This is a genomic window from Bacillus sp. 0909A (assembly GCF_036765115.1).
Taxonomy (GTDB): domain Bacteria; phylum Bacillota; class Bacilli; order Bacillales; family Bacillaceae; genus Bacillus; species Bacillus mojavensis.
The window spans coordinates 610,871-626,517 of the sequence record NZ_JBAIZU010000002.1 but is presented as its reverse complement, the minus strand read 5'-3'; the positions used below and the strand labels follow the sequence as shown (position 1 = coordinate 626,517).

At 35.4% G+C, this 15,647-nt stretch carries 15 protein-coding genes, 1 tRNA gene and 3 pseudogenes; 8 read left to right on the top strand and 11 right to left on the bottom strand.

What is annotated here, in order from left to right:
* Window positions 1-25: 25 nt before the first annotated feature.
* Window positions 26-571 (bottom strand): GNAT family N-acetyltransferase, encoded by a 546-nt coding sequence (locus V6D42_RS08525; RefSeq protein WP_333512928.1) that lies wholly within the window; start codon window positions 569-571, stop codon window positions 26-28.
* Between the two features lie 72 nt (window positions 572-643).
* A complete protein-coding gene (locus tag V6D42_RS08520; protein WP_333512927.1) occupies window positions 644-1,834 on the bottom strand; it encodes a DUF819 family protein in 1,191 nt (396 codons plus the stop codon).
* 174 nt (window positions 1,835-2,008) lie between these two features.
* Between V6D42_RS08520 and V6D42_RS08515 the strand changes: the two genes are divergently transcribed.
* From V6D42_RS08515 to V6D42_RS08500, 4 genes and pseudogenes are all read left to right on the top strand, one after another.
* Window positions 2,009-2,081 (top strand) — tRNA-Val (locus V6D42_RS08515).
* A 441-nt stretch (window positions 2,082-2,522) separates the two neighbouring features.
* Window positions 2,523-3,359: pseudogene (locus tag V6D42_RS08510) on the top strand (phage tail tape measure protein); the annotation flags it as partial.
* 122 nt (window positions 3,360-3,481) lie between these two features.
* Window positions 3,482-4,105 carry a hypothetical protein gene (locus V6D42_RS08505; RefSeq protein WP_333512926.1) on the top strand — a complete coding sequence of 208 codons (624 nt, stop codon included), beginning with the start codon at window positions 3,482-3,484 and terminating at the stop codon, window positions 4,103-4,105.
* A gap of 25 nt (window positions 4,106-4,130) precedes the next feature.
* Complete coding sequence (locus tag V6D42_RS08500; protein ID WP_333512925.1) at window positions 4,131-5,036, top strand: hypothetical protein; 906 nt, start codon at window positions 4,131-4,133, stop codon at window positions 5,034-5,036.
* A 149-nt stretch (window positions 5,037-5,185) separates the two neighbouring features.
* Here V6D42_RS08500 and V6D42_RS08495 read toward each other — a convergent pair whose 3' ends face one another.
* The 4 genes from V6D42_RS08495 to V6D42_RS08480 form a co-directional block, all read right to left on the bottom strand.
* The gene (locus V6D42_RS08495) at window positions 5,186-5,308 is read right to left on the bottom strand and encodes a hypothetical protein (RefSeq protein WP_333512924.1); all 123 of its coding nucleotides are present in this window, start codon (window positions 5,306-5,308) and stop codon (window positions 5,186-5,188) included.
* A 207-nt stretch (window positions 5,309-5,515) separates the two neighbouring features.
* A complete protein-coding gene (locus tag V6D42_RS08490) occupies window positions 5,516-5,668 on the bottom strand; it encodes a PhrK family phosphatase-inhibitory pheromone (RefSeq protein ID WP_333512923.1) in 153 nt (50 codons plus the stop codon).
* 463 nt (window positions 5,669-6,131) lie between these two features.
* Entirely contained in the window at window positions 6,132-6,668 is a 537-nt protein-coding gene (locus tag V6D42_RS08485; RefSeq protein WP_268449768.1) for a hypothetical protein, read from the bottom strand.
* A gap of 60 nt (window positions 6,669-6,728) precedes the next feature.
* Window positions 6,729-7,034: a YjdJ family protein gene (locus tag V6D42_RS08480; protein WP_199398449.1), complete on the bottom strand. Its 306-nt coding sequence runs from the start codon at window positions 7,032-7,034 to the stop codon at window positions 6,729-6,731.
* Between the two features lie 265 nt (window positions 7,035-7,299).
* On the opposite strand from V6D42_RS08480, the pseudogene V6D42_RS08475 reads away from it, so the two are divergent.
* Window positions 7,300-9,069, top strand: a pseudogene (locus V6D42_RS08475) (T7SS effector LXG polymorphic toxin).
* Between the two features lie 13 nt (window positions 9,070-9,082).
* Window positions 9,083-9,541, top strand: a complete 459-nt coding sequence (locus V6D42_RS08470) for an SMI1/KNR4 family protein (protein WP_333512922.1) — start codon at window positions 9,083-9,085, stop codon at window positions 9,539-9,541.
* 252 nt (window positions 9,542-9,793) lie between these two features.
* On the opposite strand, the gene V6D42_RS20320 is transcribed toward V6D42_RS08470, so the two are convergent.
* Window positions 9,794-9,898, bottom strand: a complete 105-nt coding sequence (locus V6D42_RS20320) for a putative holin-like toxin (protein ID WP_442893210.1) — start codon at window positions 9,896-9,898, stop codon at window positions 9,794-9,796.
* A gap of 1,463 nt (window positions 9,899-11,361) precedes the next feature.
* On the opposite strand from V6D42_RS20320, the gene V6D42_RS08465 reads away from it, so the two are divergent.
* Window positions 11,362-11,628, top strand: coding sequence for a hypothetical protein (locus tag V6D42_RS08465; RefSeq protein WP_333512921.1), 267 nt, complete (start codon window positions 11,362-11,364; stop codon window positions 11,626-11,628).
* A gap of 50 nt (window positions 11,629-11,678) precedes the next feature.
* The gene (locus V6D42_RS08460) at window positions 11,679-12,410 is read left to right on the top strand and encodes a putative immunity/bacteriocin fusion bifunctional protein (protein WP_333512920.1); all 732 of its coding nucleotides are present in this window, start codon (window positions 11,679-11,681) and stop codon (window positions 12,408-12,410) included.
* A 491-nt stretch (window positions 12,411-12,901) separates the two neighbouring features.
* Here V6D42_RS08460 and V6D42_RS08455 read toward each other — a convergent pair whose 3' ends face one another.
* From V6D42_RS08455 to V6D42_RS08440, 4 genes and pseudogenes are all read right to left on the bottom strand, one after another.
* Window positions 12,902-13,174 (bottom strand): hypothetical protein, encoded by a 273-nt coding sequence (locus V6D42_RS08455; protein WP_333512919.1) that lies wholly within the window; start codon window positions 13,172-13,174, stop codon window positions 12,902-12,904.
* 517 nt (window positions 13,175-13,691) lie between these two features.
* Window positions 13,692-14,047: pseudogene (locus V6D42_RS08450) on the bottom strand (T7SS effector LXG polymorphic toxin); the annotation flags it as partial.
* A gap of 131 nt (window positions 14,048-14,178) precedes the next feature.
* On the bottom strand, window positions 14,179-14,637 hold the full coding sequence (locus tag V6D42_RS08445; RefSeq protein ID WP_333512918.1) for a DinB family protein: 459 nt from the start codon (window positions 14,635-14,637) through the stop codon (window positions 14,179-14,181).
* A 431-nt stretch (window positions 14,638-15,068) separates the two neighbouring features.
* Window positions 15,069-15,464 carry a hypothetical protein gene (locus V6D42_RS08440; RefSeq protein WP_333512917.1) on the bottom strand — a complete coding sequence of 132 codons (396 nt, stop codon included), beginning with the start codon at window positions 15,462-15,464 and terminating at the stop codon, window positions 15,069-15,071.
* Between the last annotated feature and the right edge of the window lie 183 nt (window positions 15,465-15,647).

Here is a 15,647-nt window from a genome sequence, read left to right as displayed (position 1 = left end):
AAGCCGGCGATAGCCCGGCTTCTTTTTATTTTTCATCATCAGGATTGAGAATCGCCAGTACTTGATGATCCTCCCATTTTCCGTTGATTCTCACGTTTTTTCGGGCAATGCCCTCTTTATGAAATCCCGCTTTTTCTAATACGCGCATGGACCCCAGATTGCGAGGCATGACACCGGCTTCAATACGATGCAGTTTCAAATCGTGAAACGCATAATCAACAATCAGTCTGACCGCCTCAGTCATCAGGCCCTTTCCGTTATGGTCTTTATCTAAAAAGTATCCAATAAACGCGCATTGCAGCGCCCCGCGGATGATTTGAAAGAGCGAAACCGTCCCGATTAATGTATGGTCTTTATTTGTGAAGATGCCGAAGTGATACTCTTGGTCATTCTCCTGCCTTTGCTGATATTGTTCGATCCTTTTTCTCTGCCCTACAATCGTATAGTAATCGTCTGCGCGAATCATGGAGAACTGTTCAAAAAACTCCCGGTTTTCGCTTTGCAGCCGAAGATTCTGTTCAGCATCTTCTGTTTCTAAAGGTCTTATATAAATAGTATGTCCTTTTAACATACAGTAATCTCTCCGTTCTCTCGTCAGCAATTTCTTTTACATAATATTCTAAGGAAAGTGTGAAAATCCTTTTTATAAAAAGGAAGAAAACCAATTTCCCAGAAAGGTGCCAACATAATTGCCAATCAAGTAGCCGAGTGTGCCGACCAGCATAATTGGCGCAACAAGCTCCCGCCACCCTTTGGCAATCGCCATCGCAGCAGCTGTCGTGGGGCCGCCGACTGTGGCGTTTACGGCAAGCAGAATTTCCTCAAGGCGCACGCGGAACAATTTACCGACAGCTAAGGAAACCGCTAAATTGCTGATGGCAATGATAAAGACAAATAAGAGAATAAGAGGCGCATTTGTGATGATTAATCGGAGATCTGCAGGAATGCCAATTACCACAAAAAACAAATAAATCAAGTAGGTGCCAAGTTCCTGGGATCCATTGAGCCCTTCAAAAAAACGAGGGAACAGAAAGATGATGAGAACAGATAGAGACGTCAACACAAGGTACTGATCGCCAAGCGTCCCGGTCAAAAGAGGATGGGAAAACGTAATTTTAAAATAGCCGGAAATCTTAACACTTACCGCAACAAGGGCAAAAGCAGCTCCGGTATTAAAGGCAATATCCTTTAATGAAATGTCCCTCCGCTTCCAATAGCTTTCCGCGCTGTTATCACTGTTTCCTTCTGCTTTTGCCTTATCTTCAAACGGCATCGTATAATGCCGGCGAAACCATTTGAGTACGGGAATGCTGATTAAAATAAAAAACAACAGCGCCATCATAAAGTTATCTGCCACAACCGTCGCCGACACATATTCGCCCGGTGTCTCAAATTTTGCAGCCATCGCCGCAAAATTAATCCCTCCGCCGATATAAGAGGCACTGATCATTCCGCCGATCTTGTCTAGATAGGGAATATGCTGTTTTAATAGAAAAAAAGCGGCGATGCTGCCAAACACTGTCCCTAAGGAACTTATAAGAAAAATAAAAAGCAAACGCCTGCTTTCCTTAAATATCTGCCGCACATTGATCTGAAACAACAACAAAGGAATCGCAAGCGGCACCACATAAGACCACACAGTATCATATACAGGCGATTCAACAGGAAGCACTCCGATATTTGTAAACACCATAGCACCTAAAAGCGCGATAATAGCGCCAGACACAGCGGACGCCCACTTAAAGCGCTGCTCCAGCCCGATGCTCACCGCTGCCCACACCGCAATAAACCCCCACAGCACCCAAACATCATCAGAAGAAATCAAAGAATGCAAAACTCATCACCTCAATTATTAGAAAATTAAGACATATTATAAAGGCCTGAGGAAAGAACAGCAAGTCCGGAAAAAAAAGTTTTTCTGAAAAAGCAGTTGACGAATAGAAGGGAAGGTAATATAATAGAACTTGTCAGAAAGACAACAACATACCCAGCAACACATACATATCATGATTCCGTAGCTCAGCTGGGAGAGCGCTACCTTGACAGGGTAGAGGTCGCTGGTTCGAGCCCAGTCGGAATCATAGCTTAAACCCTTGCGTAGCAAGGGTTTTTTACTTTTCTTATTTAGTGATTTTGTTATCTTTCATTGGCTAGGGGACGAAACTGTTTTTTTAAGTTGATTTGAAGAAAATTCAAAATCAACTCTCTGTTTCTTTAGGTTCATTGATTATAAAGTATTAATATTCATTTTTATTTTTTGAATAATTTGGACGAATTATAATATTGGAGTACTCCGTAAACTAAGAATGTCTGCCCTGCAAACAACTTCATCGAGTTTAAATTCTACAACTAATAATTGCTGTTAATAAATTCTTTCGCTATATCAGTTTTTTGATCTTCTCTTGAGATCACCTCTAAGTATTCGTCCATTGCTGATTCTGGAGTTTCTATATATGTATGAAAAAATTTCTCCTAGAAGTTGAAATGCAGGTTTAGAAACTAAGATTTCACTCATTACTTAGATCAAAAAGCTGTTTATGGATGATTTAAATGGAGAGAAAGCTCAAAATAAAAGGTAGAGAAACAACTTCAAGAACAACAGGTAGCTTTGTATGAGTACATATAGACCGCAGTAACACAAAACGGAAAGAAGCTCTACAAGATCGGCTTGAAAAAGATCAGTTGCCATAAATGATAAGTACGACAATTTAACGAAAGACGAAAGAGCATTTAAGAAGATTGAAGACAAACTCATGAATGGAAAGATAACTGATATCACCAAGCAATTGAACGAGTTTTCAAAGTTTATTAACAGCAATATGGAGTCTATCGGTAAGAGTATTTCAAACAACCTTATTGATAAGCTAAAAGAGGCTTCAAATGCCCTCTCCACAGTAGTTAAGGGGAACACAACCGGTAAAAAAGTATCGTCATTTGATACAGGTGGATACACAGGAACAGGCTTAGGTGCTGGCAAGCTCGCATTCCTGCATGACAAAGAATTGATCTTAAATAAGACAGATACTGAGAACATGCTTCAAGCTGTAAAAGAAGTACGTAAGCTATCTAATAGTGATTTAGAAGCTGAAAAGCAAGTTAAACCCGACCTAAGCAAGTACAAAGATATTCTAAGTTCTGTATCGTTTGCAGCTGGGAAACTTGGATTGCCAAACCTAAATGCAAATGTAAAAACAAATGTACCAAATTCCATAGTGAACAATAACACTGAAAACTCAACGGTTAATAATGATGTAAAACTCCAATTTACAATCACTGAAGCCAACAATGCAAAAGAGACAGCAAACTTAGTGTATAAACAGATCACAAATGGTCTGAAAAATAAAGGGCTGAATTTTTAACATGGTATAACAGAGGCGTATTTCTCATTCGTATATTGAGTGGGAAGTACGTCTTTTTTTGTTTATTTTTGTCTGATAATACCCGATAATGGTAAATATAATAATTGTTAGGGGGATTTAATATGAGCACACAGGAAATGCTAATTTTGTTTAAATCAAAAAAAGAAAGAATGTTTAAATCACTTTCTGAAAAACGGATTGCTTTAACGAAAGAACTAGGGCTGTATACGAAAACTTGGTATGAAAACAAGATATTACAAATATTGAATGAAGATCCTAATAAAATCCTAGGTTTAGGCGAAGAAAAAGCTAAAGAATTAAAAATTAAAGTCAATAAACTTCAAAATAATGCTGTTGCAATTGTAGATGAATATTTAAGTGATGATTCAATTTGGTGGGAACATAATCAAGATGATAAAACATATAATGACTACCAACTTCCAGAAAAAATCAACAATCAGTTTAAGTATGTTCTAGGTAAACTAGGTGAAATCTTATCTGAGTATCAATTGATTCGGGTAACATCTGAATCTTCAACCTCAGGAATGTGGGTATATGATAAGAATAAAAAAATAAAATATGCTTATAATGCTTTGTATACTTCAGTGGAAACTGAGAATTTAGATAACGCTATTAATGAATATGTGTCTACAATTACTGATTGTCAAAAGATTAACCAGGAGATTAAAAATATAGAAAAAGAGTTGAAAAAAGAGAATATCGTTGGTTGGTGGAATGAATTGTAAAGTCATCTTGAGAGGAGAAATTTAATTGAATCGTAGGAATTTGCAGGAAAAGAAATATGAATCATCAACATCTATAAATACTATTTTAAACTCATCATCTATTATGCCGACTTTAAAATTGGGCATAAGCCTTAATGAGGAGAAAGAGAAAATAAAACAGTCATTTAAGAGAATTATAGAGGAAGCAGAAAAATCAGAGGAAGATTTTAAACGGTTTAAGGAAGTAATACTTTTTTTGGGGTATCCCCCTTCTGACAATATGGATATCAGATTAATAAGAAAAATAGGCAAGGTATGTATTGAAGAGGGAGTAAATCATCTCAAAAAGATCATAGATGATTTAATGAAGGAGTTTTACTCACCTGAAAGAATTGATCACTTAATGAAGGAATGGGAAAGTTATAGTTTTCTAAAAGATAGATTGCCTTTATTAGGACAAGCGCTTAAAGCTCATAATTTAGGCATGTATTCTGTTGCCGTACCATCACTTCTTTCGCAAATGGAGGGTATTATTATTGATGGTTTTGACGTTAAGGGAGAGGTTCCAGGATATCTTTTTAAACGCTTAATTAGTTTGCTTTTTGATAATGAAAGTATCAGTAATAAAACGGATAAATCTAAGGCAGAAGAACTTGCAGAACTTCTTCGATTTGAAAAATTGATTTGTGATTATTATTTCAACTTTTTATTGGAACATTTTGAGCATGGGCAAGAGGAAGTTTCTAATGTAAGTAGGCATGCTATACTTCATGGAGGGGCAAGGCCTATAAGTTATAATCACGAACATATTTCTTTAAAAATGATAATAATGATGGATAATATTATTTACCAAGTGAGTTTGTTAAATGCGGACAAAAAAGAAAAAGCTATACCAATATTAGAAAAGATTCAACAAATTACGAAAAAAAATAGGGAGAAAAGAAAAGCATGAAGCTCTATCCTAATGGGATAGAGCCATTTTTGGTTTAGAGTTTTCTTATTGATGTACTCGATAGCCACACTCGCAAATAAAGTGTACATGCTTATTCCCATTCCAATTACAGACATAATTTGTTGATTTTTTTTGACATGAAGGACAAGTTACACCAGGTTTAATATTAGGTTCGCCTTCATACTTTTCATAATCTCTAATACATCATCAAACATTTTAAGAGCTCTTTTTAGTTCCTCATCAAGTTCTTTTGTATTTTTTTCTTTGCTCATCTTTTTCACCTCGCACTTAATAGCCTAAGTTCTTATCTAATACAAAAAAGCCCATTATAGGGCTGTTCTTTAGAGATCTGCTTTTTTACGCTGATGGGGTCTGATAATAAGCTACAACTCCTATTATTGCTAACACGATAAATACGGCTAGGATGCTCCACAAGGTTATATTAACGCCTTTTGTCATCTTATGCCCCTCACTTTTTATTAAGTTCCAACAGGTCTTTCTGCGATTTGAATATCAGTTTCGACTGGTTTTTCACTAAATTGAATGTCTGAATGAGTAAACAAACTAGCACCAGCAGCTAACCCACTTAAGATAATAGCTGTAACAGACACACGAAGTATTAATCTTTTCATCCTATTCCCTCCAACTGCCTCATTTTCTTTTCGGCTAAATAGCTCGCTTAGAAATTCAAGAGCATCCTTATAACATTCTTTCTCCTCGCAGTACTGAGAGATAATCAAGGAAAGATCAAGAACACTGTCTAAGTCATTCTTTTCTTGAAGGAAATGAATGTAACTCCAACATTGCTCAATGGTTTCCTTTTGATTATCTTGAAGAAGTTCATAAATGAATGTTTATTTTACCCTCATACACTTTATTCTCTTTCTAGGTTAAATTTCCCTGTCCTTTTTTGTAATTATATACAGCTTTATTTTTTGGACCCATGAGGAATAACTCTTTGGTAGCCATGTAAAGAGAGTTAATGTAATAAACTGATTGTCTCCACTCTTTATTTCTTAAAATAAAATTTCCGTTTTACAATAAAAAAAGAATAGCAAGCACAGTGCCTACCATTCTTTATAAAATATTTGATTATTAATTTACGTTATATTCTAACGTACCACCAATAACTTTAATTTTACCTGAAGAACCATTAACTAATTTAAAAGTATAGGAACTACCTTTCTTGCGTAATGGTCTCCAATCAAAAGGAACCCACCCTGATGCGTTTTTAACTACGCCTTTACCTATGTAACTCTTCTTATTAGAACTATACATCCAAACTTCAAATTTCTTCGCTCTATTAGCTAATTCCACACTCATTGCACCTGGGTTTTTAAAAGCTTTGCCGCCTTTAACCCAAACGAAATTGGAAAATGTTGATGGCCCAAAATCATAAGATGAAATTCTAGATGCTTTAACAGCCATTACTGAAAACTGAGTTGATTGAGTCGTGACATTTCCATCACTATAGTTCTCAGTACCTATAAGCTTACCATTTGCATCATAGTATTCAACTTGATTTGTGTTTTGAGAAATACTACCTTTTTCTTGTGCATTAACTTGAGGTGTGTATAAAGATGAGACTAACAAAACCCCTATAAATGCAATAATAAATGAAACTTTCTTCACTGTCCTACCTCCACTAGCAAATTGTTACATGGAGAATTATAGGACAAAAGTTTATTTCTTTCAACCCTTTTTGATGGATTTTACCAGAAGTATAACTGATATAATCATATAAACTAGGGATAAAATCATTAAAGCAGAGTAAATAGGATAGTGTTTAGCTGAGTAGATAAAAAAGTCCAATTGAGAAATTTGTTTTGAGCTCGTTACAGAATCAATACTGTTAAAAAGTTTCGTAAACTTCGCAGTATAATTCCATTCAAATTTGTCTGTTATCAGCTCACTACCTTGATACCAGTTTACTGCAATAAAAAAAATTAATAGCATAAACGAAAATCCACATTGTGAAGCCAAAAGAACTCTCTTCATTAGAACCTGTACTCCTTCACGTATCTTTGTACCTTTTTTGCTTGCGCATAGTTATTTTAAAAAAATTAACGTTATTTTACAACTAAAATCCTTTAAATGATTCAATACTTTTCTCTTGAAATGAAGTGACATGTCTAATATGAAAAAATGAAGATTAGTGGGCATTTATCTGAAAATCTTTAGTTTTTTTGTGCAGTTTTTTTATTGTTTCTCCTAAACTATGGTAAAATTTTGAGTATTGAGTGTCAGAAAAAAGGAGAATGATATGAAGGTATTTGAGGCTGATTGATTACTCTCTGAAGCAGATAAAAGAGCCAAAGAGTATAAGGAACTAAGGTCGCAAATGGTGAAGCTACGAAAAGCGTTTAAAGACGTAGCTGGCCTGGATGACAGCGAGTTTTCAGGTAAGGGTGCTAACAATATCAAAGCGTTTTATCATGATCATGTGGGCGTTACAGATCAATGGATTGATCTTATCGATATGAAAATTGCTTTCCTTACAAGTATCTCTGGAGTTGTAGAGGAAGCTAGCTTATCAGATGCATACGTCGAGGAGTCTTTTTTAGAGCATGAACTTGCAAATGCATATAAAAAATCAAAGGCTATTATGTCCGAACAGAAGAAAGCAATGAAGGACATTCTGAACGATATTGACGATATCCTACCACTTGACTTGTTTTCAACAGAAAACTTTAAAGATGAACTTGCCAGTGCAGATAAGAAACGTGAAAAAACAATTGATAAAGTTGGGGAAGTCGATGATGATTTAACAACTGAATATGCACTAACAGAACCAAACGAACAATTCATTCAGCAAGATTTTAAAAAGCTGCAGGAATCAACAGGGAAAGGAAAAAATGCTACACCGATTCACTACAATGCCAAAGCGTATAGAGAAAGCGACATACATAAGAAAAAAGGCGATATTGAAAAACGTACTGAAGCTTATTTGACGATTAAGAAGAAGGAAGAAAAAGAACGGGAAATCGAGAAGCTGAAGGAAAGACTGAAGAATTACGATTATGCAGATGCTGACGAATTCTATTCAATGGCCAAAACCATTGGTTATGAAAATCTTACAGCAGATCAACAAAGATATTTCACACAGATTGAAAACACTCGTGAGCTAATGGCTGGAGCCAAAGGTACAGTTACAGCTCTTTATGATATGACAGCTGAAACATTAGACTATATGGCACACAATCATCCTGTCGACATGCTTATTAATTCTGCAAGTGCAGTTTATCCCTATGATTCCACATTTAATTCAATTAAAGATGCAATTACAACCTCCTATGTAAGAGACGTAAAGAACGGTGACACAGAATCAAAGGCTCATTGGTTTACATATGCAGCAGTAAACATCTTTGGCTTAAAAGGTGCTGGTTCAGTTGCTAAAATAGGAGTGAAAACAGCCGGAAAAGCTGCAGTCAAAAAAGTGTCTAAAAAACTGGATGAAACTCCTGATCCACTAACAGCAATTAAACCGTTTGTCATGCGTGAAGATGTAGTTGTAGCAGGTGGCATGCCTTATAATGTCATCAATGATATGAGCGCTAAAGACAGGCTGCTTCATCTTGCTAAAAAATTAGATGAAACAAGAAAGCCATTTACAGGGAAGAAAGTAAATGTCCCTTGGTTAAATAAAGAAAAATATGAAGCATACGAAATAGGTGGCAAGGTCAAAGTTAAAGGACAACCTAGAGATGTAAGTCGTAGAGTATATACAATGAAAGATATTGATCTTAATCAAAAAAATCGTAAAGGCCTTACGAATCTTCAACTGATGAAGAATGGTAATGCTCCGTTTGCAAAAGATGGAACCCAAATTAATTTGCATCATTTGATTCAAGAAGAACCTGGAAACATGCTCGAGATACCTGAAAGCTGGCACAATAAATACAGTGATGTTTTGCATGGATTAAAAGAGAATGGACAGAGTTTTAGAAATGATCCAGTACTTGATAAACAATATAAAAGTTTCAGAAGAAGGTATTGGAGATGGAGAGCTCAGCAATTTGAGAACCAAGAATAAGAGGTGAAGTTTAATGGATTATTCAAAAGTGAAAACTTTTTTTGATGATAATAAAGAAAATTCAATTCTAACGGGGGGAGTCACTGAAGTTCAGATTAGAGAAATAGAAGAGGATCTCAATGTAATCCTTCCAGATAGCTATAAATGGTTTTTAACTGAGTATGGTTCAGGAGGAGCATACGGAACTATGATACTCGGATATGACTCTCAAGGTGCTGAAGTTGTCGAACAGACCAATGAATATAAAAAATATTATAACCTTTCGGATGGTCTTGTAGTGATCGAATATGTTGATGAATTTTCTTATTGTCTTGATACTAACAAGATGAAAGAAGGAGAATGTCCTGTCATCCTTTGGGATAACCAAGAGGGATATGGTAAACAAGTTGGTAGCACATTCCTAGAGTTTTTAATAGAAGAGCTTGAAGAAGCGAAAGACGACTGGATCGATGATGAAGACTGGGACGATTAAGCAATAGCATTGCAAGTTAGAATTTAGCACATTCCTTGCCTTTTTTTAAAAGAAATATGTTTTTTGACGAAAATTAAAAAATCAAAAAATGATATATTTATGATATATTTATGATATAATAAATATACATTGCAACAGTGCACCTTTACAACATGTAAAGTGGGCGTTGCAAAAAGAAAAAGACCCGGGTGCCACCGGGCCATGAAAATATTGTGTACTATTAATTAGACTTATCCTTTGCAGTGGATAGGTCTATCCCTTAATACCAAGGATAATTAAGGAAACAACTAATGCAATAAGACTAACGGTAAACATACCGAAAGTAAGCATTAGATGAATAGCTTGATAATTATTCATCTTATTCATGATATTCTCCTTTCTATTTTTTCTGTTACAGACTAATTATACAATACAATAAGTAGAATGTCTTTGAATTTTTAGAATAATTTACTAGATGATATATAAGAACCCCTTCACTTTTTTGTGAGGGGGTTCTTATATATCATCTATTTTCTTTAATTTCCTTTTTTATTCTTATCTTCAAGATATTTTTCAAAAAGCAGCTGTGCAAATTGTTTGTAAAACTGATCTAAATCTTCATTGGCACCAGTTTGTTCTACATACCTTATTGAATAATTCTTCTTATTAATAACCTTAATTGTTTTCTTTTTTTAATTCTTCATACCTTTCAAAGGACTCTTTTTCATTAGACATCTTAAGTCACCTCTTATCTTCAAATCGACTGATGATTATCGTCAATTCTTAATACTCTTGAGTATCATTATTCTTCAATTTAAAATCTACGTTTAAATTTCTCCAAGAAAAAAGAGCCTTAATCAGGCTCTAGATGAATAAAACTGAGGTACATAACGATTGGTTCTGCAAAGTGGCTTTTGGAGTATTGTTAGTAGCTGTACCGGCTGTATGTATCCAGTTTGTAGCATGGTTTGGGTGATTAGGGAGTGCTGGCACACTCTCCTAATCAGTAAAAGGGTTGATACCTTCCCATTGTATTTAAACATAACAGAATATTCAAGGGGTTTAGCGTATAGCAAGCCCCTTACAATCAAATATAGTCAGTCTTATACTCCTGAATTAAGGTGTTGTCTTTAGTGATGTCTTTTTTAAGGATCAGACTGCCGTGGAATGCGCTAACACACGCAAAACTTGACAGGGGAGTGACTCAGCTGCCGCAATAAATGAGGATAGGATGCCTTCTGTGTTCACTGTTTACATATGCATCTGAAAGGCGAAAGCTGCCATTAAGTGCGACGAAGGATGGGTGTATCGTTTCTGACGATACAGGACAAGCCACAAGTATACGAACCCAATTTTGGGTTGGTTGAACCTGTTAGGGACACTTGACACAGTAGGCTTGTTTGGGGAATATCCAACGGCAAATAGGGTGAACACACGGATACCACAAGTGGATATACAATCAAGTTTCAGTCGCCTGCCTGAGTTTGTTTTTTACAAGCAAATTCAGGCAGACAACTTGTCCATCCGTTGTCCACAGTCTCAAGCAATCAAGCAAAAAATCAAAAGAAAAGTCAAGACAAATAACAAAGAAATTTGTGAGGTTCATGGTGAACCTGGCAAGGTAACATACTACTATAAACCTGTCAAACAGTACTTAAAGATAAGACATTACTTAAGCTATTACCAATTGTGAGAGTGGCGCAGAAGTAAGACCTATTAATATGTAGAATGTCTCAATCTTAAAATAGAAAATAAGTAACGAAGTTGTATAGAAATTGATCCTTAATATTCATTTTTTTGGAAAAATAGTTTGTGTTAACCTAATTAAAGAGGTGATGAAAATGGCAAAAAAAAAATTAACTATCGAACAAATGAAAAAGAATTTTACAACATGGGTTAGAATTTTACCTCTAATTACGACAGGAATGTCAGTGGTGTTTGTTCTTGGACAACTGTTAGTAGGTTATTTAAAAGGCAAGCCTGTATTTACCGTTGAATTTCTTATTTTCTCAATTGGATTTGTGATCTTTGGAATTGCTTTAGGTTTTACTTTAAAATACTTCTATTCAAAGATTGGAGATGTTTGGATAGATGATAGTAAGGATTAAAATACGGTTTTGCGTATTTTAAATATATTAATTGAAAGGAAGGAAAGCGTATGAAAAGGTTTGTGCTGATGTTTTTAATTGCTATAGTATCTATCATGCCAATAAATGCTTTAGCGATTGGAAATGGAAGTAATGCCAAAACAGAATGTACAACTTGTTCGAAAGAGAGAGACAGAGAACAAATCATCGAGGAAATTAAAGATGTTTACAATGTCGAAACTGAAGTACTGAGTGAGCAAGAGGTAAAAAATGTAGAGCAAATAGCTCTAGATAAGAAAGAAACGTTTAAAAAGTACATTGGAGAATACAAAAATGCTGGATACAAAAAAGTAGATTTAAAGGATAAGAGTCTTTTATTCAAAGGTGCTCAAATTGACAAAGAAGGTACAAAATCTGATTTAGAATTTGTTTATGGGGCTTATAAAAATGAAGAAGGCGACTCCATAATTTATACTTTGGGTTATAGCAAAGAGACTAAAGAGTTTTTTAATTTTAGCTTATTAGGAATGCCTAAAGATTTTAGCGGCGATTCTGATGAACTTGATGTATTGATCCAAGATAACGATAACTCTTTTAAAATTTATGGAAAAAATTTAGATGGTCTTCAGGAGGGTGACTTTTACACAAATGGTTTTAGTGTTTGGGGAAAGAACTTTGCCTGTGGAGCGCTAGGTTTATTGGCTTGTATCAACTATTGTGGGGTTATTGGTTTGATTAATGCTCCAGCTGGTGTAACTTGTGGAGTTGTTTGTGATTTAGCAATGGTTGCTGCATGTGCATAGGATATCAGCTTTGAGGGATGGACAATTGTCTATCCTTTTTTTGAATTGGTTTGCAACAGGAGTATACACCCTTAACTAAACGATTGTTAGGCACTCTATATATTGCAGATAGACGCTAAGGGAGTAAGTAATGTTTACACCCTTAGAACTAATGGTCAAATTGAGGACTTGTGCAGCTGGTCGTCGATGGTGTCACATCGGAGTCACAAAAACTTTAAAAACTACTTAGTAACAACAAATATCAATCGGGAAACTAAATCCGATGACCCCTTATGTGACAAGGGTTTAGGCGATTTTTTAGATTGTTAAAGATTAGTCAGAATACGTGTCTCGTCCTTGACAGGGTAGAGGTCGCTGGTTCGAGCCCAGTCGGAATCATAGCTTATCAATTTTCTAAGAAAAGCTCCCACAGAATAGGGAGCTTTTCTATTTTTACATCACTTGCCATAAAGCGTATTAATTATATAAAACTTTTATAGGTGTTAAGAGATTTAGTGATGTTTTTTATACGATTCGACAAAATCATAATAATGATCATCGTCATCATAATACTTTTTATCGTAATGATAATCGTGATCATCATCATAATACTTCTTGTCATGATCAAAATCATAATGCTTTTTGTCGCAATCATAATGCTTCTTATCCCAGTCATAATGCTTCTTGTCGCAATCATAATGCTTTTTATCGTGGTCGTAATACTTCTTGTAATAAGTTTTTTTCCAAGTGTAATACTCTTCTTTATATTTTTTATAATAACCCAATGTAAACCCTCCTATTGTTTTGATCAAAATTAATATATGAAGTTTATATTATATGGTATGGTCAAATTCACTGATCATTTATTAATAGGGCTGTTTAAAATAAGTTAGGTGAAAAAATTCGATCACAGTAATTAGACGAAAGTTATGAAGACGAACATCTTTTAGACCGTACCTCTTTTTAATGTTAGCTCACTTTGCGTTAGGGCTTGTATAGTAGTAAGCTTTCCTTAACCACTGTTGATTTTTATTCTCAGGATACTACTGTTTCAACTAATAGGATGCGGCTTTGGGATATATATCCAAAACGATTAGCCCAGGCATGAGAGCGAACCCTACTTTGATTGGGGAATCATTTCATTCACGCTGGGGCTTACTTAAGAGATGTTGAAAGTGAGAAGAGGGAGGACAAATGAACGGATTTTTAGAAATCAGAACATGCTTTAGTATTGAACCAGATCCGTTCAATTTACAAAAAGCTCCTAATCCAGAGAGAGTAGTCAGGGGGATTGCTTTTCCAGCTGCTTAATAGGTCAAGCGGAAGGATATCGTTTATAGCACTTAAGATATCTTTCATGGCTTTCTTCTGTTCAGACATAATGGATTTTGATTCTGTGTAAGCGTAAGCAGCTTGTGTTCTAAAGAGGGTTCTTCGATGTATGCACAGATAAGCTGGCGTCCTCTAAAGAACACTCACATAATCTTTATAAAATGGTTTGATGTTATTGGCACCTTTGCCGGAAAACTCACTGTCATTTAAATCTGCTCCGGCATTGAAGGCTTCATGAGATTGACCATCTGGCTTCTTCTTCTCTTGAATTCTCTTGAGCAGCTCTCAGCTTCAGATAGCAATGTTTTAGCTTCAAAGACTTTCATGATCATATCCTTACCTTTTTGAGTCCTGTGGCACGAAAAAGTTCATTTGATAACGATGCAGTGTTTCAATTGTTTGAAGGCATCTCATTATGTCCACCATTTAAATCTCAGTTCCCACACATATCTTTAAATTATATCCCTCTCCCAATAAAGTTAGCAGATACTGGCTTTAAGTTTAATTCTCTTGCCCAAACAGATAGTTGTCCAATGTGATGAATTTCGTGAGCAATTATATGATGTAATATCTCGCTCCTTTTGAACATTTCTTTCATCCATGGAATTGAAACAAGTTCATCTTCTAAATTGTCTAAGTCTGTGTAAACAAACTCCTTAATTTCAGTGCGCAGAGTAACTGAGAGGGATTTAAGTTTTTGAATGGTATTGTAATCACTAAAATTCACTGCAATGTCTTTCTTGCCTTGAATGGCACGAATCCAACTATATTCCACGTCAATGATATGAAAGAGGGTATATAAAATGCTTTCAACTCCTCCAATGCGGTTTATTAATAATTCCTCAGTAGTTAAGTGATTGCACAATTCAAACCATTCATCTCTTACCTGCCAGTTATACTCAAAAAATTTAATCATTGTAAACACTCCAATATAATATTTGTTCTCCTGATAAAAATTAGCGTTTTATGCCTAAACTCCTTTCCTGCCACTAATATATCATCCTCTATTAAAAGGCGTTCCCGCCGTTTTTTGTTTTGTCTGCTTGTATAGCGAATTGTACAGAGGATGGGAGGGAAATGAAATCAAAAAAGTAAGATATACGTTCAATACTGGGAGGAATAGAAGGACAAAAAACATTGCTCATGCTCTGATTATGCTGGTACTCAAAATACAGTGAGCACTGGAACGTACAATTCAAGAAAAAAATAAGGATAGGCAAACAGCTCAAGAATGATGCAACTTTACAAAATCAAACATCAACGTGTTGGTACATGTAAAAACAGAAAAAGAAATGAGCATCCCGATTTCAATATCATCTGGATGCTTAATGTGTGCAATGTTTTGTTTTATCTTTTCGCAATGAGATAAAGTGATATGGCTCTTTGGGTTTGAAGAGGATTATGAATCGTAATCACCCACTGGTTTCTTCTCCTTGGATAGCTGCCTATTGCATACAATGGAGCATAATCACGTGGAGTAAACCCGCCATTAATGACCTTTATCTCTCTTCCTTCAAGATAACAAACAAGGTATTCACCAGGATCTATGACCTGTTGGTTAGTCCATGCGTAAGAATAAAAGCCGTCTCCAAGATCCTCGGTGGAAGATGGCGGTATAAAGCCATCTACATTCAATGTGATTTCTCTTCTTCGCTGTCTTTCTGAAAAGTCTTGATTTCTTTGCATGTCATGAGCAGGTGGTAAGTGAGGAATTAACGCAGGAACATAATAGTAATGATACAAAGTAACCACTCCTTCGTTTACATTCATACAAAGTGTATGTTGGCATATTTCGTTAATTCCTGTTTTGTTTTACGTTGACTAAGAATGGAACTAAAGGAGTGAGGATCATGAACTTGTCTATTTCTGTTTTACGCCTGCCTCCATTTTCTGTATAGCAAGTTCTTTGATAATGAGATCTTTTTG

Excerpts from the sequence above, each read along its gene's own strand:
- V6D42_RS08445 (WP_333512918.1), bottom strand. The coding sequence starts at position 14,637 with ATGATTAAATTTTTTGAGTATAACTGGCAGGTAAGAGATGAATGGTTT.
- V6D42_RS08480 (WP_199398449.1), bottom strand. The coding sequence starts at position 7,034 with ATGAAGAGAGTTCTTTTGGCTTCACAATGTGGATTTTCGTTTATGCTA.
- V6D42_RS08470 (WP_333512922.1), top strand. The coding sequence starts at position 9,083 with ATGGATTATTCAAAAGTGAAAACTTTTTTTGATGATAATAAAGAAAAT.
- V6D42_RS08490 (WP_333512923.1), bottom strand. The coding sequence starts at position 5,668 with ATGAAAAGATTAATACTTCGTGTGTCTGTTACAGCTATTATCTTAAGT.
- V6D42_RS08460 (WP_333512920.1), top strand. The coding sequence starts at position 11,679 with ATGAAAAGGTTTGTGCTGATGTTTTTAATTGCTATAGTATCTATCATG.
- V6D42_RS08525 (WP_333512928.1), bottom strand. The coding sequence starts at position 571 with ATGTTAAAAGGACATACTATTTATATAAGACCTTTAGAAACAGAAGAT.
- V6D42_RS08495 (WP_333512924.1), bottom strand. The coding sequence starts at position 5,308 with ATGAGCAAAGAAAAAAATACAAAAGAACTTGATGAGGAACTAAAAAGA.
- V6D42_RS20320 (WP_442893210.1), bottom strand. The coding sequence starts at position 9,898 with ATGAATAATTATCAAGCTATTCATCTAATGCTTACTTTCGGTATGTTT.
- V6D42_RS08505 (WP_333512926.1), top strand. The coding sequence starts at position 3,482 with ATGAGCACACAGGAAATGCTAATTTTGTTTAAATCAAAAAAAGAAAGA.
- V6D42_RS08465 (WP_333512921.1), top strand. The coding sequence starts at position 11,362 with ATGGCAAAAAAAAAATTAACTATCGAACAAATGAAAAAGAATTTTACA.